We start from the raw sequence: 24,059 nt of genomic DNA on the forward strand, positions 1-24,059 counted from the left end.
CCAGGAAAAAAAAGCGTTTGACTATATTGCTGAAAAGTTCATTTGCGATCTTTTTTTGCCGTTATAATTTATTTTTAATTAAATAAAAACCAAAAACTAATTATGAAATACCTCGTGTTTATTCCAACAATTATTCTTTTCTATTCTTGTTCAACTTTAAAGTCCGATGCATCTAAAACTACCCGGAATACGCATGACGTTGGAATTGAATGGGAGTATTCATCCCGTATACATGAGGCATACCAGGAAGATATGGATAGTGTTATTAATACTGAGATACAGAAATTCAATTCTTCCGGTCATTCATTTAACCTGCATAAGAAAAACCGAAAAGACAAAGATTATATTTCCCTGGAATTTAAAGATGGTAGAATAGCTTCCAAAGGCGAAAAAATTGCTGGTTATATTGTATGCGGACTTGGCTTAATTGCTACACCGGTAGCATTAATCGCCCTGCATACCGGGTTTTTTGCTGCATTTTATTACCTGCCTGAAAACAGGTATTTAATGAAGTGCACTTATTCTGATGATCTTGCAGATCCTTCATCACATGGCAAAAAGTTTGAAGGTACTACCGGCGCTTTAATTGCGAATAAACATAAGCAAGTGAATAAATTATATACAAAGTTTTCTGCGAGCCTCGAAACGATACTGGCAAAGCTTGACAAGGAATTATCTTCCCATTAAAATCTCAATTTAAATTTTATATACCTACAAATTATGAAATTATTTTTTTCCTTTTTAATTACAATCGCTGCTTGTAACGCACAGGCACAAACGAAAATAACCAGGTACTATGACGCGAACTGGATCGAGACTTCCAAAGAAAAAGCGGCATTTTATGCAGACTTTATAAAAGACGGTACTGCTTATAGCTGCACCTCTTACTGGATAAACACCAAAACGGTAAGAGGCATATCCGTTTTTCCTGATACGGTGATGCAAAATCCAATAGGTAAACAAATATTGTATTTCAAAAACGGGCGCATAGCAGATTCTTCCTTTACAGAGGATAAAAAAACTATTTATCTATTTCACTACTATCCTGGCGGCCAGCTAGCTATGCACCTTTATGTGCCCTCAAACAGTTCCGAAGCAGTTGTAGAAGGATTTGACGAAGATGGCAAACGAATCAAACATTATATTTTTCAAAAAGACGCTGAATTTAAAGGTGGAACGAAAGCATGGCAATCTTATATTGTTAAAAATGCTGCAAGAGATTTGTCAGTAAAAGGCGACAGCGCCATAACCGCAAAGGTGCAGGTACAATTTATAATTGATGAAAATGGCGACGTTATAGCAGCGAAGATTTTCAAATCGTCCGGGTACAGGAACGTAGACAATGATGCCTTGCGGGTAATTTCAGACAGCCCGAAGTGGAATAGTGCTATCTTATTCAACCAACCGGTAAATGCGTATAGAATACAACCTTTTGAATATCCTTTACAGCCAGAAAAAAAATAATGATGTTTTATTTCCATTCCGCCCTGTGTAAAACAAAAAACCTGCTTAGAATTCCCAAAACGTGAAAACGAAGAAGCGAAGTATTGATATTTATCGTTTAGTTCGAACAAAATATATCTGAAGCGATTTTGGTTAAATCGTATAGCAAGTGTATTGTCTGAATTAGTGTTATTTAGGGTAACCCTTCCGTTGCCCGTGAATAGTAAGTTTCAGAGGTTTATTCATCTGATTAATAAATTATAATATGATGGAATAGGGCAGGGGCATCAGCGGGAAAGGAAAGGGAACTATTAGATTGTGCAGCGTTTTAATCACAAAACCAATCCATAAAGAAAGCCCTTTTTATGAAGCGAATATTAGCCTTCATTGCGCTGGCGAGTTTTACACTGTTTTCCTGTAGCAAAGAATACTCCGTTGAATTTGTTCCCACTTCCTTAAACGGAACCTGGAGAATGATTACGGTGAAAGATCATATTTCGGGTTTAACAATATCCAAACCTTCTGACCTTCAGGGAGAAGTTGTAATTACATTTATCCCTAAGAGCAATACTACCGGCATATTTTATGGGCACACATTAACGAACCAGATATCGAAGTGCAACTATACAACCGGCGCAAACCGGCTATTGTCAATTCCATCTCTGTTCATGACTAAACTTGCGGAAACTTCCTGGGGGCAGGAATTCGTCAATAATATTTGCACTTCCATTGAATATAGTTTTGAAAGTAATGGTAATCTTATTATTAGAACCACGAACAGAATACTCATATTTAAAAGGCTATAAAGCGCATCCATTTTATCAATTCTCACGATGTTAATTAAGACGAACACTTATTCTTTTCAACTTACTTAATTGAGCCGGTATCTTTCATCTTTGCCTGCATATTAGTTAGTGACGTTTCCAGATGCTCTAATTTTTTTATGTTCGCTAACTGCAACGTCTACACGAAGTAACTATGGCCGCTTCCACAACGGAGCAGTTTGCCATTCATCAACATATTCACCTAAATAATTTCGTTTTAGCATTTCCTTTAAAAAAATATTCATGCGCTTTCAGTAGCACATTTTTTTCCTTCAGTTTACCAATTACATGCCTGGGTTTTCCCGTTAACGTTATCTTAACGAAACTCTTTACCAGAAAGCATTGCCGGAGATAACAATTCATTATCACTTACTTCTTTTCAGGTCTACATTTATACAGGATTTCATAAACTTTTTAAATCTTACAATCATGAAAACAACAATCATTCGTCACCTGTTACTCGCTGGTGCAGCGTCGCTCATCGCATTTTCTTCCTTTTCCCAGGTTAACACAACCAGGCAAACGGCCTACACTGCGGAAAGTGCCGATGCCGTAAATATGGCCCATCTTAAACCAGATCTTTCGGGGTTAAAAAATTATATAAGTGATGAAAAAACGGAGCGAAAGATATTGCAATATTTTACCACGCCTTTTGACGATGCGGTAAACATTACCTGGGTAAAAGTGGACGATAATGTATTAGCAGAATTTACCGTTGGAAATATAAAAACCCGCAGCCTGTTTGATAAAAAGGGCAACCTTGTTTACAGTATTGATTATTCTGATGAGAAATTGCTACCCAGGCACTACAAGCAGATGATTCATAGTGATTACGCCGGTTACAAAATCAACCAGGTAGCCAGAGTGAATGAAGCGCTCCGGGAAATTTGGGTTGTAAAGCTTGAAGCACCAGATAAGTTTGCAACCGTACGAATTGAAAACGATCAACCTGAAGAAGTAGAAAAATTTAAAAAGCTTCGCTAAAAAATCGCCGGATCTTTAGGAACCGTTTCATTCCTGTGGTAACTTAGTGCGCTGTGCCGGAGCAGGATATCTCTCCATTAGCTTACACTATAGCATTACAGTCCGTGAGCGGTTTTTTCATTTAAAATTTTTTAACATAACGGTTAGGTATATCCGCCATTGTTAAATTCTTTATGCAGCCTATGCTTACTTCAGCAATACCCAACCGAATTTTCAGGTCGCGGTTTACAAAACGAATAAATAAGTTTGTTTTGCACAGAAAGGATGTTTCGTTATATTTAAGAAGATTTATCTAACCAAAATAAAACAACATGACAAAGTTTTTAATAACTGCCGCTTACAATGAAGACGGCGTTAAAGGATTGCTTAAAGTGGGTGGCACCAACCGGAAAGAAGCCATTGCAAAAATGATTGCTGACATCGGCGGTAAACTAGAGGCATTTTATTTTGCTTTCGGAGATTATGATGTGTACGCCATAGCTGAATTGCCTGATACAACTTCTGCTGCTGCACTTGCTTTAACCATTAATGCATCGGGAATGGTTAATCTATCAACGACCCTTCTTTTAACTCCTGAAGAAATTGACAAGGCAGCAAAAATGACCGTTAATTATCGTTCGCCTGGGAACTAGTTGATGAAGAGATGAAAATGTATTGTGAACTTCAGCGATCTTTTATATTTTGTTTGAAGAAGGAAAACCGCGTCCATCCGGCAGGGTATGCTGATCTAAATGATGAGGGATTAATTCTCTTTGATCATTCAACAAGTATAATAAACTTTCTTAACCATTTGCAATACAGGAGTTGTCTCAAAAGTCCTGTATTACTTTAAGTCCGGGCAAATCATTTTGGTATTCATCTTATTTCGGGTGTTCTATTTAGTGGAGCGAATCTTTCGTCATCTTCTCATCAAACTCCTTTTGCATTTCACTGAGTTCCGCATCATAACCTTGCTGATCTATAAAAGCACCCGGATTGTATGCATCGCCGGGCTTATGCTTTTCATGCAATTTAAACTGGCTTGCGTGCGATGCAAGCCAAATATCAAATGATATATTTTTCATCGCTTTTAAGGTATAAGCATAATCACTTGTTATGGATGGATAAGTTGTTATTGTTGCAAATGGCTCATCCGTGACGATAGTGGGTATGTTTGCAATAAGTACCTTATAAGATCGCTGGTTATCCTTTACAGTAAACAAAAAACTACAGGAGCCTTTTGTGTGGCCCGGATGATGCAACATTACCAGTTGCATATTGCCTAATGTAATAGTATCATTATTACGCAATAAGCGATTGGGCTTTACAGGCTCAAAAGTTCTGCCATATTTACCCAATACATAATCTGAGCTTCCGCCGGTTGCCAACACATCTGCCTCTTTTTCGTCTACCATCAGCCGGGCGCCGGTGCTCTTTTTAATGGCAGCCATTGCACCCATATGGTCGTAGTGAGCCTGGGTGTTTAAAAGTATTTTGGTATCAGCAAACCTGAAGCCTAAGGTTTCAATGTTGTTCCTTATTTGTACTGCTGAAGATGAAAGCCCTGTATTAATGAGTATATTTCCTTGTGGAGTTGTAATGAGATAACAGGCAAGCTCATAAGTGCCTACATAATACAGGTTTCCTGCTATGCGAAATGGCTGGCAGGGCTTTACCCATTCAGCATCTGCTCTGGGCTCTTGTACTTTTTGTGCACTCACAGTTAATGATGTTAACGATAAAACAACGGCAATTAAAACAAAGTGTATTGAATACCCGGACATTTTGGAATTGAATGGTGAATGTCAAATATATCATGATAAATTATCGAAGCAAAACTTAAAACAATTCTTTGTCTGCGGATTGCCAATTACATAACTTGAAGAAACCCTTATAAGGCTGATCGGGAAAAATAAGCCTGTAATTATTAAATAATTTCCCTTTAAAGCTTTCCGCGGTTAGTTTATTAATAATTATTTGTCAATTCTTATAAATAAAACTGCACAAAAGAGGGCAATGTCCATATATTTTAGGAATTTTGCACTCCAATAAAAAAACTACAAAAGCATATGCCAAGTACATTGTTCGACAAGGTGTGGGACTCACATGTAGTCCGCAAAATTGAAGATGGTCCGGATGTTCTATTTATCGACCGTCATTTTATTCATGAAGTTACCAGCCCTGTTGCGTTCCGGGGACTCGAGAGCCGTGGTTTAAAAGTAATGTTTCCTGAAAAAACATTTGCTACTGCAGATCATAACACCCCAACCATCAACCAGCATTTACCGGTTAAAGATGCTCTTTCAGCCAACCAGTTAAAAGCATTAGAGGTAAATTCGGCCAAATATGGTATTTCACACTGGGGCCTTGGTAATCCGAAAAACGGCATTGTGCATATTATCGGGCCTGAAAATGGAATTACTTTGCCTGGAATGACGATTGTGTGCGGCGATTCGCATACGTCTACCCACGGCGCATTTGGTTGTATTGCTTTTGGAATCGGTACTTCCGAAGTGGAAATGGTTTTATCATCTCAATGTATTATGCAGCCGAAACCAAAAAAAATGCGCATCAATGTAAACGGCAAATTGGGTAAGGCAATTACCCCAAAGGATGTTGTCCTTTATATAATTGCTAAATTAACAGCTGCAGGCGCTACCGGATATTTTGTTGAATATGCCGGTGAAGTATTTGAGAAGATGAGTATGGAAGGAAGAATGACAGTTTGTAACATGAGTATTGAAATGGGCGCACGGGGCGGCATGATTGCACCGGATGAAACAACGTTCACTTATATTAAGGGAAAGGAAAAGGCCCCCAAAGGTGAAGCCTGGGATAAAGCATTGGCCTACTGGAAAACATTAAAAACTGATGCAGATGCCACTTTTGATATTGAACATCATTATGATGCTGCAGATATTGAACCCATGATAACCTACGGAACCAATCCCGGTATGGGATTGGGCATCACCAAACACATACCAACAGCAGAACAGGCTGGTGGTGGCAAGTCCAGTTATGAAAAATCCCTTAACTACATGGGCTTTCATGAGGATGATTCCATGCTTGGGAAAAAGGTAGATTATGTTTTTTTAGGAAGTTGTACCAATGGACGCATTGAAGATTTTCGTGCGTTCGCATCAATAGTAAAAGGGCGCAAGAAAGCTGAAAATATAACAGCATGGATTGTTCCCGGTTCGCATGTGGTTGAACAGCAAATTAAGGATGAAGGCATTTTAGACATTTTAACCGAAGCAGGTTTTGAATTGCGTCAGCCGGGATGTTCTGCATGCCTGGCAATGAATGATGATAAAATTCCCGCCGGTAAATATGCCGTTAGTACCAGCAACAGAAACTTTGAAGGAAGACAGGGGCCGGGTGCAAGAACGATGCTGGCGAGTCCCTTTATGGCCGCGGCTGCGGCTGTTACCGGTGTAGTTACTGATCCAAGGGAGCTACTCTAACGATGTGGGATGCACGATGTTGCATATAAAAAAGAAACAAAATAAAAATAAATAAACTACTAATACTCTTTGTCTCTCTTCTTCTGCCATCCTGAGCTTGTTGAAGGAGGTTGAGATGAAGCTTAAAAATTAAACACCATGGCATACGATAAATTCACTGTATTAAAAAGCACAGCAGTTCCTTTATCAATTGAAAATGTAGATACCGACCAGATTATTCCCGCACGCTTTTTAAAAGCAACAGAACGAAAGGGTTTTGGAGATAATCTTTTTCGCGACTGGAGATATAATAATGATAACTCACCAAAAAAAGATTTCGTATTAAACAATCCGGTTTATCATGGAAAAATATTAGTGGGTGGAAGAAATTTTGGAAGCGGAAGCAGTCGTGAGCATGCGGCATGGGCAGTTTATGATTATGGTTTTCGTTGCGTGGTATCCAGTTTTTTTGCTGATATTTTTAAAAATAACTGCATCAATGTTGGTATACTACCGGTACAGGTAAGCGAAGAATTTTTAGTTAAAATATTTAAAGCCATTGAGGCAGATCCGAATACAGAACTTGAAGTAAATCTCCCGGAACAAATGATTACGATTCTTGCAACTGGAGACAAAGAATCCTTTGCCATTAATGGTTACAAAAAAAATAACCTAACTAACGGTTATGATGACATCGACTATTTACAAGCTATGGGAGAAGAAATTCAATCGTTTGCCAAAAAGAGTTTATATTAAAATTTTCCAAGCAAACGATAATGGCAAAATCACAACGATATATTGAAATTATGGACACTACACTCCGCGATGGTGAGCAAACCAGCGGTGTGTCTTTTTCTGCATCTGAAAAACTAACTATAGCCCAGCTTCTGTTAACGGAAGTAAAAGTTGACAGGATAGAAGTTGCTTCTGCCCGTGTATCGGAAGGAGAATTTGATGCCGTAAAAAAGATTACCAAATGGGCCAAGGCAAAAGGACTCTTGAATAAAGTAGAAGTGTTAACTTTTGTTGACGGCGACGTATCTATACATTGGATGCAGCAGGCAGGTGCAAAAGTAATGAACCTGCTCACGAAAGGTTCGTTGAATCATTTAACACACCAATTAAAGAAGAAACCGGAACAGCATTTTGCAGAAATAGCTGACGTAATAAAGCGGGCGAGGAAAAAAGGAATTGAATGCAATGTATATCTCGAAGACTGGAGCAATGGCATGCGTCATTCAAGGGATTATGTTTTTCAATACCTGGATTTTCTCTCAACACAGCCGGTTAAGAGAATTATGTTACCGGATACGTTGGGTATTTTAATTCCATCGGAAGTATTTGAATTTGTTTCAGAAACAGTAAAGCGTTACCCGGGAATTCATTTCGACTTTCATGGCCATAACGATTACGATTTAGGCACTGCTAATGTGCTGGAAGCCGTAAAAGCTGGCGCCCATGGCTTACACCTTACGGTCAATGGTATGGGCGAAAGGGCAGGCAATGCAGCATTGGCAAGTTCAATCGCTGTACTGGACGATTTTATGCCACAGGTGAAATTATCGGTTGTTGAAAAATCTTTGTATAGCGTTAGTAAGCTTGTAGAAACATTTTCAGGATTTAGAATTCCCGTAAACAAACCAGTTGTTGGAGAAAATGTATTTACACAAACGGCCGGCATACACGCAGATGGTGATAAGAAAAATAAATTATATTTCAGTGACTTGATGCCTGAGCGTTTTGGGCGTCAAAGAAAATATGCATTGGGCAAAACGAGTGGTAAGGCAAATATTGAAAATAATTTACAGCAGTTGGGTATCCTTCTTTCAGATGAGGATCTTAAAAAGGTAACTCAACGGATTATTGAATTGGGAGATAGAAAAGAAGTATTAACGCAGGCCGACCTGCCTTATATCATCTCCGACATATTAGACGGCAATGCGCTTGAAGCAAAAGTGACTATCGAAAATTACGTACTTACTCATTCAAAAGATTTAAACCCTTCGGTCACTTTAAAGATTTGTGTAAACGGTGAAGTATTTGAAGAGCATGCGCAAGGCGATGGCCAATACGATGCATTTATGAATGCTTTAAAAAAAGTTTACAAGCAAAAGAAAATAGAATTACCCCAGCTAACGGACTATGCTGTTCGAATTCCTCCGGGCGGTAAGAGTGATGCTTTATGTGAAACGATTATTACCTGGAGCCAGAATAACAGAGATTTTAAAACACGCGGATTAGACAGTGACCAGACGGTTGCTGCAATAAAAGCAACATTAAAAATGCTGAACACTCTTCAGCCACAATGAAATAAATTATTACAAATTCATTTACAATAATTTCAATGGCAAACAAACACATCTTAATTGTTCCCGGCGATGGCATCGGCCAGGAAGTAACAGCCGTAGGTAAAAAAGTATTGAATAAAATAGCTGCAAAGTATAGCCACACCTTTACTTATGATGATGCGTTAATAGGCCATATTGCTATTGAGGCAACAGGTAACCCATTACCGGATGAATCACTGGAGAAGATGAGAAATTCAGATGCGGTTTTGTTTGGTGCGGTTGGCCATCCAAAATACGATAACGACCCATCAGCCAAAGTACGACCGGAGCAAGGTCTATTGAAAATGAGGAAAGAATTGGGATTGTATGCTAATATTCGCCCGATAAAATTATTTGATGAATTATTGGGGGCGTCAAGCATTAAACCGGAAATATTAAAAGGCGCTGATATTTTATTTTTCCGCGAATTAACAGGTGATATTTATTTTGGAGAAAAAGGAAGAAAGAACAACGGGGATACCGCATTCGATGTTGCTGAGTACAGCCGTTATGAAGTTGAGCGCATAGCCCGTAAAGCTTTTGATGCAGCCAAAACAAGACGTAAAAAATTATGTTCTGTTGATAAGGCCAATGTGCTTGAGACATCCCGGTTGTGGAGAGACGTGGTTCAAAAAGTTGCATTGGAATATCCTGATGTAGCAGTGGAGTACCAGTTTGTAGATTCAACCGCCATGCTGCTTATAAAAGACCCGACCCGTTTCGATGTGGTGGTTACAGCCAATTTGTTTGGTGATATTTTAACGGATGAAGCATCTCAAATAGCCGGTTCAATGGGGATGCTTGCAAGTGCTTCTATAGGTGATGGCACAGGAGTTTACGAACCTATTCATGGTTCTGCCCATGATATTACCGGCAAAGGCGTAGCTAATCCTTTGGCCTCCATTTTATCGGCTGCTTTGCTATTGGATATTTCATTTGGAATGAAGGAAGAATCCGAAACAGTTATAAACGCAGTTGATAAAGTTTTAAAGGCCGGTTATCGTACAAGAGATATTGCAGATAGCACTACCCCTGCTGATAAAATATTGGGAACTGAAAGAATGGGAGAGGAGGTATTAAAATTTATTTAGTTTGTAAGAGATTTATTTTAGACATTATTGTTTTCAATTCACAACAAGGTCTCCCATAAAAATCTTGCCTTCTGTTGTTTAATTTCTTCGTTTTCGGTTTTGTCGTCGCTATACCAGTCTTTCGCACGATCAATTATTGTTGTTTCTAAAAATTTCAAGTCATAATACTTCCGTGAACTTACCGGTTTAATCTTATTTTCGTCTACGCCAGTCAGTGAGACTTTTGTCGCAATCCATGATGTGTATAGTCTTGGTATCGTTACCCCAAGTATCATACCCGGTAAACCATTTATAGTACAGGGGCCGCCGGAAATCATAATTTCATCAGTATAAAAGGCAAACACGTAAACACTGTCAAATATTATGGCAACCGCTTTCCTGCAGTTGAAGCCTGCAATAACCCGGGTATCATTAGTAATTCTCCACTTTAATTTTGGAATAGAATCCTCGATATCTATATTAGTGCCATCAATATTTTTTTGCATATTCATTTTGCCTGTTTCATAATTGCAAAACCAAATATTTTCTTCATCGCTTTTTCTCCACCACTGGGGAACTTTTTTTGATGCCTCATCCCAATGATCAAATTTGTAAATGCTTTTATTACTGGCGAAAGTAAAATTGTAATATGCTGTTTTAAACTGTGGAAGCTGATCTTTGAGCATATCTTCAAACATACCATTGCCCATTGTTTTTTTAATATTCGCCTTTACTTCATATTCTATTACCGCTTTGGTAATAAATTGTTGTGCGTGTACCCGTGCCTGTGATAGTACTGCAATTAATACAAAATATACTTTAATTTTCATAACGCTTTTTTTAATACTATTTGGTTTTGGCTGTTTTGTTTTTAAAATCCCATTCAAAGCCAATCATGAAATATCTTTTTAAACGGTCGTTAGTTACCTGCGTATAAGTGTTGCTGTAAAAACCTCTGCTTACGCCTATATTATCATTTAAAATATCATGCACTGAAATATAAGCGGTAAACTCATTGTCTTTAAAAGTTCTTTGCAAACGGGCGCCCCATTGATTGGAGTTCAGGTTTTTATCAAATTGCGAGGTTTTCTGGCGGGAAAATATTTGCAAATCTGAAAGCAGCGCCCAAACTTTTTTATAATAAACAGTGGCATTCAAATATACCGTGTTGCTGTTGTAATGAATTTTTGTGTTGTTCTGCGAAGTGGTATTGGCATTGTAATTAAACTGATCACTTACAGAAAAATCATATTTCTTTTCTTTTGATTTCGAAATCCACACAGAAACGCCGGGCGATACTGTTTTAGAAAAACTTTTTACACTATTAATGATATCCGCATATTTATTATAGCTAATGTTAGGATTGAAATTAATCCTGGTATCAATTTTTTTGATCTTAACACCAAAGCCGCCATAAAAATTAAGGGAGAGGCTTCCATTAGTATTAATAGGCTGGGTAACGGTTTTACCTGAATGAACATTAATGATTCGGTTATTGGTAATTGAATTACTGGTGAGCCTTATATTAAAAGACTGGTACATCCATATATCCTTTAAGAAATTATAACTATTGTGGGATACGTTGAATGAATTGGTGAAAGATGGTTTTAAATCCGGGTTACCAATATATTGGTTAAAGTAATCATTGTTATTTCTTAAGGGCTGTAGCTGGTTAATAGTAGGCTGTGTAGTGTTTCCCGTATAATTAACCCTGATGCCATGATTAGGCTTATAAGTATAAGTAAAATTAGCGCTGGGGTAAAAATTTACATAGTCCCTGGTATAATCTTTATTAAAAGTGAGATCCTGCAGGTCGAAATTCGTAAAGCCAAAGCCGGAGCCGATATTTAATTTAACTTTCTTGTTCGCAAAATTTATTCTTGCGGAAGGGATATTTTGAACGATGTTTTGTTTAAACTGGTTCGATAAGGAATCAACCAATACATCATACTTATTTGAAAAAGGCGTATAGCTGTACGTAAGCTGATCGTTAGTACCATAATTATAGGAAAGCTGGTAAGCCAGTTCCAGTGAATATTCTTTTGCTAACGGTTCAGTGTACACGATTTTACCCGTTAAATTGGTAGCAGACGTGTTATAATCTTTCATTTGGTCAACGTCCTGGCTGCCAGACGGAGCGCCGTCAAGATATGCCTGGTTAAAAGACTTTAAGAAATTAGTTCCTTTATTATTTAATACGTCCCAGTTGCCGGTGAAGGTTAATGTCCTCCTGCTTTTATGGAATTTATGCCGAAAAAGTATATTTCCTGAAATTGCATTTTTATCATTACTGGTTGAAAGATCTCTTGAGCTTGTATTTTTTATAGTTCCGTTATTTCCGGTGCTGATTGAATTTAACATGCTACCGCTTTCGGTATGATAGAAATTTGTATTGACCGTAATCTTCAAAGAATTCATGGAATCCAGCTTCATATCCAATATTCCCCTGATCTTAAAATTATGGCGGTTTACATTATCCACCTCTGTTGAGTTTTGATCTAAAACCGAATCGCCTACCTGGGTCTCTGTAAAAGTTTGCTTGCGATTCGTGTACTGTTGACTGTTATATTTAGGTGAGAGATTAAAATTATATTTATCGTTCCATTTATTACTGTATTGCATTCCGGCGTTTACATTGGTCATAAAACCATTCTGCGGATCCACATAGGGCTCGTCGTCGTTGGTATTGCCGGTCCATTGAAAATTAACATTACCATCATCATCCAAATTCATACTTATATTATCATCACCACCGCCATACTTTTGTTCATCCTGCCAGCTAAGGCCATCCTGTCCTGTATTGCCGCTTAACAGGAAAGCTGATAATTTTCGTTTTCCTCTAAAGGAACTAAATAGTAAATTCTCATTATAACGGTTTTCCTTATTTTGTTGCGTACCACCGGTTACATCTGCCTTACCAAAGTAACCATGCTTGGCATTTTCTTTTAATTTAAGGTTAATGGTCTTTTGTGTTTTACCATCATCGATTCCTGTAAACTCTGCCTGGTCGCTTTTTTTATCAAACACCTGCACTTCTTTAACGGCATCGGCTCTTAAGTTTTTAACGGCCATACCGGGATCATCGCCAAAAAATTCCTCTCCATCAACCAATACTTTTTGCACGGTTTCTCCCATGGCTGTAATTTTTCCATCTTTATCTACCTGTATGCCTGGCAATTTTTTTAATAATTCTCCCACGTTGGCATTGGCACTTACCTTAAAGCTGTCAGCTGTATAAACTGTGGTGTCACCTTTAATACGAAATCCTGACCCTGATTTTATAATTACTTCCTGTAATAATTTACTTTTTGAAATAAGATTTAACTGGGCAAGCTGTTCATCATTATTAATTTCAATATTATCCAGCAAATCTGCAAAGTAAGGATGAGTGGTCATCAAAATATATTTGCCGGGCTTTACATGTGTTAAAGTAAATCTGCCGGCGGCATCAGAGCGGGTGAATTTATAAAGAAAAGAATCTTTTGGAGTAAGCAAGGCAATCACTGCGTTTTTCACTGGCTTATTTTCATTTGGGTCGTTTACTGAACCTGAAACTTTAACCGATTGCGAAAATGTTGTAAGGGATAAAAAAAATCCGGCGATAATTACAGTTAGTTTTTTCATGCAGAATTGTTGTGGAAGGGAAATTAAATTTCAAAAATCACTCTTTTATTTAGAATAACTTAATCACTATCCTTAAATTTACCTTAAAGTAAAACGCGTATCGGTACTGATTTCAATAATTATAAATTATAATACAAGCATTGAAATAATACATGCAGAAGGAAATATTTAATTGAATAAAAATGAGCAGTTTAAAAAAATACGAAGAAGAAAATTTTGTGGACAGTACCAGGCCTGTGTGGAATTATTCTCTTTTTAATGAGGAAGACCTTGAGAACTTTAGAAATGGAACTCATTACAGCTTGTATAAAAAATTCGGTTCGCATCCGTTACAAGTTTTAGGCAAGGAAGGATATTATTTTTCGGTTTGGGCGCCTAATGCAACCAGGGTAAATGTTATAGGAGATTTTAATGAATGGAATAACGAAGCCCATCCACTTTTTGTACGGCTGGAAAAATCGGGTATCTGGGAAGGTTTTATTCCCGGGATAAATGAATACACTTCTTATAAGTATTATATTGAAGGATTTGAAGGAGCAAAACTATATAAGGGCGATCCTTATGCAAACTACTGGGAAGTCCGGCCTGGTACGGCTTCCAAAACAGTTAATCTCGCTCATACATGGACAGATAACGAATGGATGCATAAACGCAAAAGACACAACGACCTTAACTCACCCTGGAGCGTATACGAAGTTCATCTCGCCAGTTGGATGCGGCCTTTTCCCTATAGCGAAACTTCATTAAACTCTTATCGTGAACAGGCAAAACTATTGGTTCCCTACGTAAAAAAAATGGGATTCACTCATGTGGAGCTAATGCCTGTGATGGAATTTCCATTCGATGGAAGTTGGGGTTACCAGGGAACAGGATATTTTGCACCAACATCACGGTTTGGCATACCCGAAGAATTTATGGAGATGGTTGAAGCATTTCATAAAGAAGATATCGGTGTAATACTTGATTGGGTTCCCTCGCATTTTCCACATGATGCATTTGGTCTTTTTATGTTTGATGGTACCCATACATATGAATATGCTGATATGAGAAAGGGCTATCATCCTGACTGGAACTCGTATATTTTTAATTATAAAAGAGGCGAGGTTCGTTCGTTTCTTATAAGCAGTGCCCGCTTTTGGTTCGATAAATTTCATATTGATGGTGTAAGAGTAGACGCGGTAAGTTCCATGCTTAAGTTAAATTATTCCAGGGAAGAAGGGGATTGGGAACCAAATGAATTTGGTGGCAATGGAAACCTGGAGGCAATTGCTTTTATAAAAAATCTTAATGAAATGATATACCGGGATTTTCCCGATGTACAAACAATTGCAGAAGAAGCTACCGACTGGCCCGGTGTTTCAAAACCCACATTTTCAGACGGGCTTGGCTTTGGAATGAAATGGATGATGGGATGGATGCATGATACACTTGATTACTTTAAAACGGATCCGCTTTATCGTAAAGACCAGCAGGATAAATTTACTTTCAGCATGATGTATTTTTATGATGAAAACTTCATGCTGCCTCTTAGCCACGATGAAGTGGTTCATGGAAAATCTCCCATGATTTATAAAATGCCCGGAGATGACTGGCAAAAATTTGCAAACCTCAGGTTGCTCTACACTTATATGTTTACTCATCCGGGCAGTAAATTACTTTTTATGGGAAACGAGATTGCCCAGACTTCTGAATGGAATTATCATACGGAACTTGACTGGCATTTACTGGCGCACGAGCCGCACCAAAAAATGCAGGATTTTGTAAGCCAGATAAACAGGTTGTACACTTCGGAACCCGCGTTGTACGAGTGCCAGTTTGAGGAAGAAGGATTTGAATGGATTGATCTCGATCACCGGAATGAATCCGTGATTGTGTATATGCGTAAAGGCAAGAGAAGCAAAGAGAATGTTTTAGTAGTTTTTAATATGACTCCTGTTACCAGGGAAAATTGGACAATAAAAGTGCATGGTAAAAAGGAATGGAAGATGATATTAAACAGCGATGATAAAAACTTTTGGGGTGGCGGTTATTTCGATAACCAGGTAATTACAACAAAACTGGTGGATAAAAAAAATAAGGAATACGAAATAAACCTGCATTTACCAGCGTTAGGTGCTATAGTACTGAAATGATTGGTACTTAATTTGCAAATATTTCTCCAATGAAAAACCTTATCCTTGCAATTTTATTTTTCCTCCCTGCCTGTGTTCTTTTTTCTCAGAATTCAGACAGTGCTCAATTTTATTTCAAAAAAGGACTGGGTGAAAAAACTTTCAGGCTTTTTGCCATCGCCGCCAGGGATTTTGATAAAGCAATAAGCTTTAATCCAAATTACACAGAAGCATATATTGAAAGCGGTAATGTAAACCTGGAAATGCATAAAGTTGACCCCGCATTAGGAAATTTTACTAAGGCATACGAGTTGGATCCTGGTAATAATGAAGTGATCAAACAGTTATCTACGCTCTATTTTAATAACAGGCAGTTTCAAAAAGCAATTGATCTTTCCCAAAAATGTAATAACTGCAGCGATGCTGACCGGATTATGGGAATGAGCTATTACAATCTTGAAGATTATGGGAAAGCTCAAACTCTTTTACAAAAAGCGATTGGTAAAAACGATAAGGATGCGGAAGCTGCCTATACGTTAGGGCGTACCTACATTGAATTGGAAAACGAAAAGAATGCCATTCCCCTTTACCAAAAAGCCATTACAATAGAACCCGAAAGAAACATGTGGATATATGAGCTGGGACTTATTTATTACAACCAGGACGATTATAAAGACGCTTTAAAATATTTCAATTTGGCTGGTGATAAAGGTTATACTAAAACAAACGATTACTATGAAAATGTTGGGTTCGCGCAATTATATACCGGCGATACCGAAAACGGATTAAAAACATTGAACGAAGTTCTTACCCGGAAACCCAATAATAAAGAGTTGATAAATAACATTGCGTATGCTATGTACGAAACAAAGCGATACGATGATGCGCTTGCCTACTACCAAAAGCTGCTTGAATTAAATCCTAAAGATGCTTCTTCGTTATTTATGGCTGGAATGACTTTTCAAAAGAAAGGTGAAAAAGAAAAAGGCCAAAAGATATGCGATAAAGCCATTGAAATGGATCCCTCTCTTGCAAGAAGCCGGCAGAAAAAAGATGTTCCTATGGGTTTATAATCGAGAAAATGTTGTCGAAATATTTCAGGCTTAATTTTATTGCCTGTCTGCCTTTTAAAATTAAATTGAAAATTAACACCTGTAACTCTTTGAAGGCTATTCTATTTTAGTCTTAATCCCCCTGGTAGAATTCAGAAACTTATGTTGTATTTACCATACTTATAATAGGGGGTTTTTCCTGTTGACTACCCTATATATAGTTTATAACTTTAAAGATTAAAATCCGCTAACATATCAAATCCTTGATCTATGAAAAAATTATACCCACACTTAATATTTGCCATCTTTTTATTTTCCACGCAAAAGATCAAGTCGCAATGTACCTGCTCAGATGGCTCAATACCTGATTCAATATCCTATAACCAAAATTTTGACTCAATAGTTACCACCAATACTGTAATTTCTTTTCCGCAGTTTGACCCTACTATAGGAGTTTTAACCTGCTTCAGGCTTCGGGATACTGTTTCCACAGTAGTCAATTATAATTTGCAAAATAATCTTCCCGATACAACCGTATATAATTTTGAAACATTCAGGAGATCGCAATTTACGGGGCCAGGCAGCTTTTTTACTTCTGTAACTTCTGCTCCCAAAGATTTTGGGCCTTACACGCTTTCTCCTAAAGATTCGGCGGGAGATAATGTTGATATAGGCCCTGACACAGTGTTCAATAAACGGACTGATGAAAAATATGGCTCTTCAAATTCAGCATTTTATGGAACAGGAACTGTTGATTTCAATTATCTCAATACCAGTACGTTTACTATTTTAACCGGCAGCGATAATGCTATTTTTACGCTTAAAGCTTATACCCGGTTGAAGGTACAACTGGTATATTATTGGTGTCCTTTAGTTGTTTTGGAAACCCATTTGACAGGTTTTAATTTATCGCTACGGAACAATAACGTTCTTGTTCAATGGACGGTGAATGATCCGCGAACAACCGATAAATATGAAATAGAAATTAGCACCGATGGAAAGCTGTTTAAGAATTTAGGCGAAGGCGTTTCCAATCTTTCGGGTAACCTTGCCAGTTATAGCTTTATTTTTACTCCCGACGAAAACTTCACAGGCAATTTATTCTTCAGAGTAAAGCAAACTGATTATGCAGGTAAATTTTTATACTCCCAGATTCACTCCGCTTCCATCAATAAGAATAACAACGCGGCTTATTCATTGTATCCTAATCCATCCATAAGTGGTATCAATATTCATTTTATAAAATCGACAGGAGGTTTGTTTGAGGTAGAATTAATAAACAGTTTAGGGCAAACGACCTTTTTTAAAAAGTATTCGCTCAACCAAAGTGGTTCGATAAATATTGAATGGGCGCACAAGCCGGCCGCAGGCATTTATTTTCTTAACGTGAGAGATTTAAAAAATAATACAGAACAGGTACAAAAATTAAAAATTCTGTAAACACTTTTATTCAAAAAGCAAAAGGAACAAGGCTTTCACAGCATAATGCAGGTGATAGAATTAATTCATCATTAATACATTTACACTTCGTTGTAAAATATTAAAGGCTATTTCGGCCATAAGATTTTCTTTATCGAGTGTAGGATTTACTTCTGTTATTTCAAAACAACAAATCTTCCTGTTTTGCATAAATTTGCTTACCAGGTCTTCGGCTTCCCTTTCTTTAAGCCCATTGCTTACCGGTGTTCCGGTCCCTTTTGTTATAGACGAATCAAGGCAATCAACATCGAAGCTCACATAAATATCTGTGCACTCCGTTAAATATCTTAGCGCCGCTCTTACCACATTTTCCGGGCCTTTGCGCCTTAGTTCAGCAGTAGTAATAACTTTCATTCCATATTTTTCAATCAGGTGCTTTTCCTCCTTTTCATAATCCCTTAAAGAAATAAAAACAATGTCTTCAGGTAAAACCTTAGGAGCAATCTTTCCGAAATTCTTTAAATGATCCCATTGCTTTTTTGTTTTCTCGTCAGGCTCATGAACTTTGCTTTCCTCGTTATCTTCTGCAATGGATGCCGAAAGAGGCATTCCATGCAGGTTTCCGGACGGCGTGGTATAAGGTGTATGCAAGTCAGCATGTGCGTCAATCCAAATTACACCAAGACGGCTTTTAGGTTTTGCCATCTTAATGCCGGCGATGGTGCCGGCTGAATTACTATGATCTCCACTGATAACGACCGGGAAAAAATTATTATTGATAGTATCTTTTATTGCTTTTGAAACTCTTTCAGTCATTATCAGAACTCCATTAATTCGTTTTGCATAGGGTGATTGTATCGGCTCGAACAATAAATTATTTTCTGTTTCAATTTTTTCTGACGGAAAGTGAACAAAAAAATTACTCATAAAATCAAGGGCGGCAATTTTTATTGCATCAATTCCAAGGCTTGCACCACGTGTGCCTGCTCCAATTTCACTGGGAACTTCTATCAGCTTTATATTTTTCATAACTCTATTTTTATCATGGCAATCTTGGGATATTTAATCGCAAGGTATTCGCTTATATATTTCAAACGACAATAAAAAGTTTCATGAGAAGGAAAAGGATAGTTGATCCTTTTCCTCAAATCAATTCATGCCTTAGCCCTTTGGATTTTTGTTCTTACTACTATTGAGAAATTGCAATCGTGGGAATATGACTGTGGTAAGCAAGTTTTTTAGTATGGCTTGTTTTAAAAAGCTGGCTGATAATTCCATGTTTCTTGGGGCAAGTAATTATAGCATCAATTTCTTTGGCTTCAGCAAAATTGTTGATGCCATCCAAAAAATCATAAGCTCTTAAGAATGAAAATTCAGGATTATAACTGTTCAATTTATCTTCCATTGTTTCTTTTTCAATTTTAAATTCATCAGTAAGCTCAATGTAATGTTCACTGTCCACATTTAAAATTTTAAGTTTGGGCTTCAAAAAATCCAATACTTTTTTAAGCGAAACAAAAGGTGTTGTCCGGGCAACATCTTTAAAGTCTGACACAAAAAGTATGTTGCTAATTCTGGTAAATTTGGCATCCGGCGGAATGATCATTACAGGAGTATTGATATGTCGTATTACATTAAGTGTATTCGTGCCCATAAATACCTGCTTAATTCTGGAACTTCCTGTAATGCCCATAATCACCATATCAATATGATTACTTAATACATATTTTTCAATATTGTCTATAAATGAACCTTCTTCTGATTCAATTCTAATTATCTGGTTATCAGAATATTTAAGTTTGTCTTTTAAAGCGTTTAATTCAGCATCAGTAACCATCTTCCGGGATCCTTCTTCTTTATCAGTTAATGTAGCAAAATTAATGCGGTTGTATACATGGTAGAGTATAATTTCAACACCAGGTATATCCAATGTAAGCGCCACAGCATATTCGGCGGCATTTTCTGATGTGACAGAAAAATCAACAGGAACTAAAAATGATTTCATGAAAAATATTTTTTTGTAAATGTAAATAAAAAACATCCCGAGAGGAAATTACTTGAAAAAGAACATCTAATCTTCAAAAAAATTGACGCTGTGAAAAATGTGTGTATAAGTATAAAACCCAATTGATAGCAACTCATATTTCTTTATAGGAGAACCAATATATTTGCGAGCCTGCCCAAACCGTACTGAGCAGGCTTAAATAAGATACAGTGAGATTAAAGAGTCTTGAAATAAAAGGTTTTAAAAGCTTTGCAGATAAAACCACCCTTAACTTCGATGAAGGAATTACGGGTGTTATTGGCCCCAATGGTTGTGGCAAAAGTAATATTGTTGACAGCATACGCTGGGTTATAGGCGAACAAAAGATCAGCCAGCTAAGGAGTGAAAACCTCGAAAGCCTCGTATTTAACGGCTCCAAAACCAGGAGTGCCAGCGGGCTTGCAGAAGTAAGCCTAACGTTTGATAATACCCGCAATTTGTTGCCTACAGAATTCAACACGGTAACCATAACCCGCAAATATTACAAGAACGGCGAAAGCGAGTACCGGCTTAATGATGTAAGCTGCCGCTTAAAAGACATTCATAACCTTTTTATGGATACCGGTGTAAGCACCGATAGCTACGCCATCATTGAGTTAGGGATGGTAGATGATATTATAAAAGATAAAGAAAACAGCCGTCGCAGGATGCTGGAACAGGCAGCCGGAATTTCCATTTATAAAACAAGAAAACGGGAAGCCAAATTAAAACTCGATGCAACAGAGCAGGATCTTGCACGTATAGAAGATTTACTTTTTGAAATTAATAACCAGTTAAAATCGCTGGAGAGCCAGGCAAAAAAAGCGGAGAAGTATTACGAGATAAAAAAAGATTACCGCGAAATAAGTATTGAGCTAGCAAAAGCAGCGCTAGAAGGTTTTAACATTACGTATAAAGATTTAAACGAACAGCAAAAAACAGAAACCGATAAAAAGATTCAACTGGAGGCTGAAATAGCGACAGAAGAAGCTTTTGTAGAAAAAGAAAAGACCGGGTTTATAGAAAAAGAAAAATTGCTGCAGCAGCAACAGCATGCTTTTAATGAATTGAATAACACCGTTCGCGAAAGAGAAAATGAAAAGAATCTCAGCGCTCAGCGTTTGCAATATTTAAGAGAAAGAGAAAGCAGCCTGAAAGATTTTTTAGTAAAAGCGGAAGGTCAATTGAAAGGTATTGAAGAAAGTATCGTTTTTACTAAACAGCAAATAGGAGATGAAGAAATAAAACTTGCCGGGCAAAAGGAACAACTTGAATTACTGAAACAAAGCGCCGGTGAAAAAAGGAATGTATTTGATGAGAAAAGAACAGCGGTAGACACTTTACGCCAATCGCAAATGAGTTTGCAGCGCAATTATTTCGATGCAGAAAAAAAAGTTGCCGTTGCCGATACAACCATTAACAACCTGCAGCGGGCTATTATGCAGATCAGCGATGAGCAGAGCCAGCGAAATGAAATGCTGGAGCAGCTGGAAATAGAAAAGAAGAAAAAGGAAAGCGAGCTTGATGAGAAAAAAACGACGCTGGAACAACTGAAACAACATAATGCTTTTACCAAAGAACAAATTCTTGAAACGCAGGCGGCGCTTGAAAAATTAAGAAGTGAGCTTGCCGAAGAAAATCGCATACTCGATTCCCGGCAAAATGAACACGACCTTTTGAAAAGCCTTATCGATACAATGGAGGGCTATCCTGAAAGTGTAAAATTCTTACATAATAATAAAGCATGGAACTATACAGCGCCTATTTTAAGCGATATCATTTATGTAAAAGAAGAATTTCGTACCGCCCTGGAAAATGTGTTGGAACCTTATCTTAATTATTATGTAGTTGAAGATATACAGGAAGGCCTGACAGCTGTTCATTTATTAGATGAAAATAAAAAAGGAAAGGCAAACTTTTTCCTTCTTGATAAATTGAATGCATTTGAAAATGAGAGCAAACATGGAACAATTGAAGGAGCTATTCCTGCAATGTCGGTAGTAGAAGTTGATGAGAAATATAAGCATCTCGCCACTTATCTTTTAGGAAATGTTTTTATTGCTGAAAGTGAAGAAGCCTTACAAAACAGCAACGGATTTGTTGTTCTTGAAAAAAATGGAAAATATGTAAAGGGAAAATATTCTCTCACCGGCGGAAGCGTCGGTTTGTTTGAAGGTAAGAAAATCGGGCGGGCAAAAAACCTCGAAAAGCTTGCCGAAAAAATAACTGTTCAACAAGAAAAAGTAACGGCTTTAAAGGCCATTATTACCCAGCGTTCCAACGAGGTAATTGCCTTTAACGAGCAGTTAAAAGAAAATACCATACAACAAACACAACAGCATATAAATGAGTTAATTAATACGTCGTTTGCCATTCAAAATAAGATGGAAAATATTGCTCACCAGCAATCATTATCTACTCAACGGTCTGAGGAACTTAACGGCCAGTTAGAGCAAAATCGTTCGGCTATAAACGAGACACGATTATTGTTGGAATCATTGGCCGGTGAGGTGGAAAAATTAGATGCCACCATGAAGATTGCAAGTGAAGAATTTATGAATGCCGAAAATGAATTCAACTCTATCAACGGAATGTATAATGAAAATAATCTCTTGCTTGCAAGGCAGCAAAACAAATTGAATTCGCTCCAGCAGGAACTGATATTTAAAACCAACCAGTTTAATGATCTTTCTGCGCAGAGCGAAAGAAGTAATGTCCAGTTAAAAGAGGCTAACGAAAATATTGCAACAACTGATGAACAGCTAAAGCAGTTGGAAGAGGCGGTTATTTCATTATTAAAAAGCAAAGAAACTGAACAAAAAAAATTAAATGAAGCCGACCAGGCTTATTATAATTTGAGAAATGAACTAAATGAAAAAGAAAGCGAGTTAAGGCATAAGCAAAAAGCAAAAGAACAGACTGATCATTTATTGAATGAAATAAAAGACAAGCTCAATGAATTGAAACTGCATCTTGCCGGGATGAAAGAACGCCTGAGTGTTGAGTTTAAAGTTGACCTCGATGCAATTTTGGATGAAGAAAGAAATACAGATACTCCGCTTGAAGAATTACAGGAAAAGAGTGATCGCATGAAAAAGAGATTGGAAAATATGGGTGAAATCAATCCAACGGCCATCGAAGCCTTCACTGAAATGAAAAAGCGTTATGAATTTATTGTGGAGCAAAAGAATGATTTGGTAACTGCAAAAGATTCTTTAATGCAAACGATACAGGAAGTGGAAATAACAGCTAATCGTCTGTTTCTTGAAACTTTCAACACAGTGAGAGAGAATTTTCAAAATGTTTTTAAGGCATTGTTTACGGAAGATGACACGGCAGATATGGTTCTAGAAAACCCGGAAAACCTTGCTGACACGGGCATTGATATTGTTGCTAAACCTAAAGGAAAACGACCAACAACCATAACACAATTAAGCGGGGGAGAAAAAACTTTAACTGCCATAGCACTTTTGTTTGCTATCTATTTAATAAAGCCTGCACCTTTTTGTATTCTTGATGAAGTAGATGCACCGTTAGATGATGCCAATGTTGGAAAATTCACACAAATGATCCGGAAGTTTAGTAAAGAATCTCAATTCATTATTGTAACCCATAATAAAATGACTATGGCTTCAGTGGATGTTATTTATGGAGTAACCATGCAGGAGGCGGGTGTAAGCAGGTTGGTTCCTGTAGATTTCAGAGGATTAGATCACCAATTTGCGAATTAATTTGAGCTTTGTTTTTGATATTAACAAAC

The 24,059-nt window shown here is 37.4% G+C and carries 18 protein-coding genes; 13 read left to right on the top strand and 5 right to left on the bottom strand.

From position 1 onward, the window contains the following. Positions 1 to 102 precede the first annotated feature (102 nt). The 5 genes from FW778_RS20010 (at position 103) to FW778_RS20030 (ending at position 3,883) form a co-directional block, all read left to right on the top strand. A complete protein-coding gene (locus FW778_RS20010) occupies positions 103 to 687 on the top strand; it encodes a hypothetical protein (RefSeq protein WP_150416665.1) in 585 nt (194 codons plus the stop codon). Positions 688 to 720: 33 nt separating this feature from the next. Beyond that, positions 721 to 1,464, top strand: a complete 744-nt coding sequence (locus tag FW778_RS20015; RefSeq protein ID WP_150416666.1) for a TonB family protein — start codon at positions 721 to 723, stop codon at positions 1,462 to 1,464. A 344-nt stretch (positions 1,465 to 1,808) separates the two neighbouring features. After that, positions 1,809 to 2,249 (top strand): hypothetical protein, encoded by a 441-nt coding sequence (locus FW778_RS20020; RefSeq protein WP_150416667.1) that lies wholly within the window; start codon positions 1,809 to 1,811, stop codon positions 2,247 to 2,249. 447 nt (positions 2,250 to 2,696) lie between these two features. Then, the gene (locus tag FW778_RS20025) at positions 2,697 to 3,251 is read left to right on the top strand and encodes a hypothetical protein (RefSeq protein ID WP_150416668.1); all 555 of its coding nucleotides are present in this window, start codon (positions 2,697 to 2,699) and stop codon (positions 3,249 to 3,251) included. A 311-nt stretch (positions 3,252 to 3,562) separates the two neighbouring features. Continuing rightward, entirely contained in the window at positions 3,563 to 3,883 is a 321-nt protein-coding gene (locus FW778_RS20030) for a GYD domain-containing protein (RefSeq protein ID WP_150416669.1), read from the top strand. A gap of 246 nt (positions 3,884 to 4,129) precedes the next feature. Here the strand turns inward: FW778_RS20030 and bla are convergent, their stop codons facing one another. Then, positions 4,130 to 5,014, bottom strand: coding sequence for a subclass B3 metallo-beta-lactamase (bla, locus tag FW778_RS20035; protein ID WP_150416670.1), 885 nt, complete (start codon positions 5,012 to 5,014; stop codon positions 4,130 to 4,132). A 285-nt stretch (positions 5,015 to 5,299) separates the two neighbouring features. On the opposite strand from bla, the gene leuC reads away from it, so the two are divergent. The 4 genes from leuC to leuB all read left to right on the top strand — a co-directional run bounded on the left by leuC (position 5,300) and on the right by leuB (position 10,091). Then, a complete protein-coding gene (leuC, locus tag FW778_RS20040) occupies positions 5,300 to 6,694 on the top strand; it encodes a 3-isopropylmalate dehydratase large subunit (protein ID WP_150416671.1) in 1,395 nt (464 codons plus the stop codon). Positions 6,695 to 6,832: 138 nt separating this feature from the next. Beyond that, positions 6,833 to 7,429, top strand: a complete 597-nt coding sequence (leuD, locus tag FW778_RS20045) for a 3-isopropylmalate dehydratase small subunit (RefSeq protein WP_150416672.1) — start codon at positions 6,833 to 6,835, stop codon at positions 7,427 to 7,429. A 20-nt stretch (positions 7,430 to 7,449) separates the two neighbouring features. After that, positions 7,450 to 8,982, top strand: a complete 1,533-nt coding sequence (locus FW778_RS20050) for an alpha-isopropylmalate synthase regulatory domain-containing protein (RefSeq protein ID WP_150416673.1) — start codon at positions 7,450 to 7,452, stop codon at positions 8,980 to 8,982. A gap of 35 nt (positions 8,983 to 9,017) precedes the next feature. Beyond that, positions 9,018 to 10,091 carry a 3-isopropylmalate dehydrogenase gene (gene leuB / locus FW778_RS20055; protein WP_150416674.1) on the top strand — a complete coding sequence of 358 codons (1,074 nt, stop codon included), beginning with the start codon at positions 9,018 to 9,020 and terminating at the stop codon, positions 10,089 to 10,091. A gap of 38 nt (positions 10,092 to 10,129) precedes the next feature. Here the strand turns inward: leuB and FW778_RS20060 are convergent, their stop codons facing one another. After that, positions 10,130 to 10,900, bottom strand: coding sequence for a GLPGLI family protein (locus FW778_RS20060; RefSeq protein WP_150416675.1), 771 nt, complete (start codon positions 10,898 to 10,900; stop codon positions 10,130 to 10,132). A 16-nt stretch (positions 10,901 to 10,916) separates the two neighbouring features. Beyond that, the gene (locus FW778_RS20065) at positions 10,917 to 13,694 is read right to left on the bottom strand and encodes a TonB dependent receptor (protein ID WP_150416676.1); all 2,778 of its coding nucleotides are present in this window, start codon (positions 13,692 to 13,694) and stop codon (positions 10,917 to 10,919) included. Between the two features lie 182 nt (positions 13,695 to 13,876). Here FW778_RS20065 and glgB point away from each other — a divergent pair, with 182 nt between their 5' ends. From glgB to FW778_RS20080, 3 genes are all read left to right on the top strand, one after another. Next, positions 13,877 to 15,826 (top strand): 1,4-alpha-glucan branching protein GlgB, encoded by a 1,950-nt coding sequence (glgB, locus tag FW778_RS20070; protein ID WP_150416677.1) that lies wholly within the window; start codon positions 13,877 to 13,879, stop codon positions 15,824 to 15,826. A 29-nt stretch (positions 15,827 to 15,855) separates the two neighbouring features. Continuing rightward, positions 15,856 to 16,878 (top strand): tetratricopeptide repeat protein, encoded by a 1,023-nt coding sequence (locus tag FW778_RS20075; RefSeq protein WP_150416678.1) that lies wholly within the window; start codon positions 15,856 to 15,858, stop codon positions 16,876 to 16,878. Between the two features lie 249 nt (positions 16,879 to 17,127). After that, positions 17,128 to 18,297, top strand: a complete 1,170-nt coding sequence (locus tag FW778_RS20080; protein WP_150416679.1) for a T9SS type A sorting domain-containing protein — start codon at positions 17,128 to 17,130, stop codon at positions 18,295 to 18,297. A gap of 60 nt (positions 18,298 to 18,357) precedes the next feature. Here FW778_RS20080 and FW778_RS20085 read toward each other — a convergent pair whose 3' ends face one another. Both FW778_RS20085 and FW778_RS20090 read right to left on the bottom strand, forming a co-directional pair. Further along, entirely contained in the window at positions 18,358 to 19,305 is a 948-nt protein-coding gene (locus tag FW778_RS20085; RefSeq protein ID WP_150416680.1) for an arginase, read from the bottom strand. A 160-nt stretch (positions 19,306 to 19,465) separates the two neighbouring features. Then, complete coding sequence (locus FW778_RS20090) at positions 19,466 to 20,281, bottom strand: universal stress protein (protein ID WP_202552389.1); 816 nt, start codon at positions 20,279 to 20,281, stop codon at positions 19,466 to 19,468. 209 nt (positions 20,282 to 20,490) lie between these two features. Between FW778_RS20090 and smc the strand changes: the two genes are divergently transcribed. Next, a complete protein-coding gene (smc, locus tag FW778_RS20095; protein ID WP_150416682.1) occupies positions 20,491 to 24,030 on the top strand; it encodes a chromosome segregation protein SMC in 3,540 nt (1,179 codons plus the stop codon). Positions 24,031 to 24,059: the final 29 nt, after the last annotated feature.

This window comes from Ginsengibacter hankyongi (assembly GCF_008710285.1).
In the GTDB taxonomy this organism is placed as follows: Bacteria; Bacteroidota; Bacteroidia; order Chitinophagales; family Chitinophagaceae; genus Ginsengibacter; species Ginsengibacter hankyongi.

Excerpts from the sequence above, each read along its gene's own strand:
- FW778_RS20075 (WP_150416678.1), top strand. The coding sequence starts at position 15,856 with ATGAAAAACCTTATCCTTGCAATTTTATTTTTCCTCCCTGCCTGTGTT.
- glgB (WP_150416677.1), top strand. The coding sequence starts at position 13,877 with ATGAGCAGTTTAAAAAAATACGAAGAAGAAAATTTTGTGGACAGTACC.
- leuB (WP_150416674.1), top strand. The coding sequence starts at position 9,018 with ATGGCAAACAAACACATCTTAATTGTTCCCGGCGATGGCATCGGCCAG.
- FW778_RS20080 (WP_150416679.1), top strand. The coding sequence starts at position 17,128 with ATGAAAAAATTATACCCACACTTAATATTTGCCATCTTTTTATTTTCC.
- FW778_RS20065 (WP_150416676.1), bottom strand. The coding sequence starts at position 13,694 with ATGAAAAAACTAACTGTAATTATCGCCGGATTTTTTTTATCCCTTACA.
- FW778_RS20050 (WP_150416673.1), top strand. The coding sequence starts at position 7,450 with ATGGCAAAATCACAACGATATATTGAAATTATGGACACTACACTCCGC.
- leuD (WP_150416672.1), top strand. The coding sequence starts at position 6,833 with ATGGCATACGATAAATTCACTGTATTAAAAAGCACAGCAGTTCCTTTA.
- bla (WP_150416670.1), bottom strand. The coding sequence starts at position 5,014 with ATGTCCGGGTATTCAATACACTTTGTTTTAATTGCCGTTGTTTTATCG.
- FW778_RS20060 (WP_150416675.1), bottom strand. The coding sequence starts at position 10,900 with ATGAAAATTAAAGTATATTTTGTATTAATTGCAGTACTATCACAGGCA.
- FW778_RS20020 (WP_150416667.1), top strand. The coding sequence starts at position 1,809 with ATGAAGCGAATATTAGCCTTCATTGCGCTGGCGAGTTTTACACTGTTT.
- FW778_RS20090 (WP_202552389.1), bottom strand. The coding sequence starts at position 20,281 with ATGAAATCATTTTTAGTTCCTGTTGATTTTTCTGTCACATCAGAAAAT.
- leuC (WP_150416671.1), top strand. The coding sequence starts at position 5,300 with ATGCCAAGTACATTGTTCGACAAGGTGTGGGACTCACATGTAGTCCGC.
- FW778_RS20025 (WP_150416668.1), top strand. The coding sequence starts at position 2,697 with ATGAAAACAACAATCATTCGTCACCTGTTACTCGCTGGTGCAGCGTCG.
- FW778_RS20010 (WP_150416665.1), top strand. The coding sequence starts at position 103 with ATGAAATACCTCGTGTTTATTCCAACAATTATTCTTTTCTATTCTTGT.
- FW778_RS20015 (WP_150416666.1), top strand. The coding sequence starts at position 721 with ATGAAATTATTTTTTTCCTTTTTAATTACAATCGCTGCTTGTAACGCA.
- FW778_RS20030 (WP_150416669.1), top strand. The coding sequence starts at position 3,563 with ATGACAAAGTTTTTAATAACTGCCGCTTACAATGAAGACGGCGTTAAA.
- FW778_RS20085 (WP_150416680.1), bottom strand. The coding sequence starts at position 19,305 with ATGAAAAATATAAAGCTGATAGAAGTTCCCAGTGAAATTGGAGCAGGC.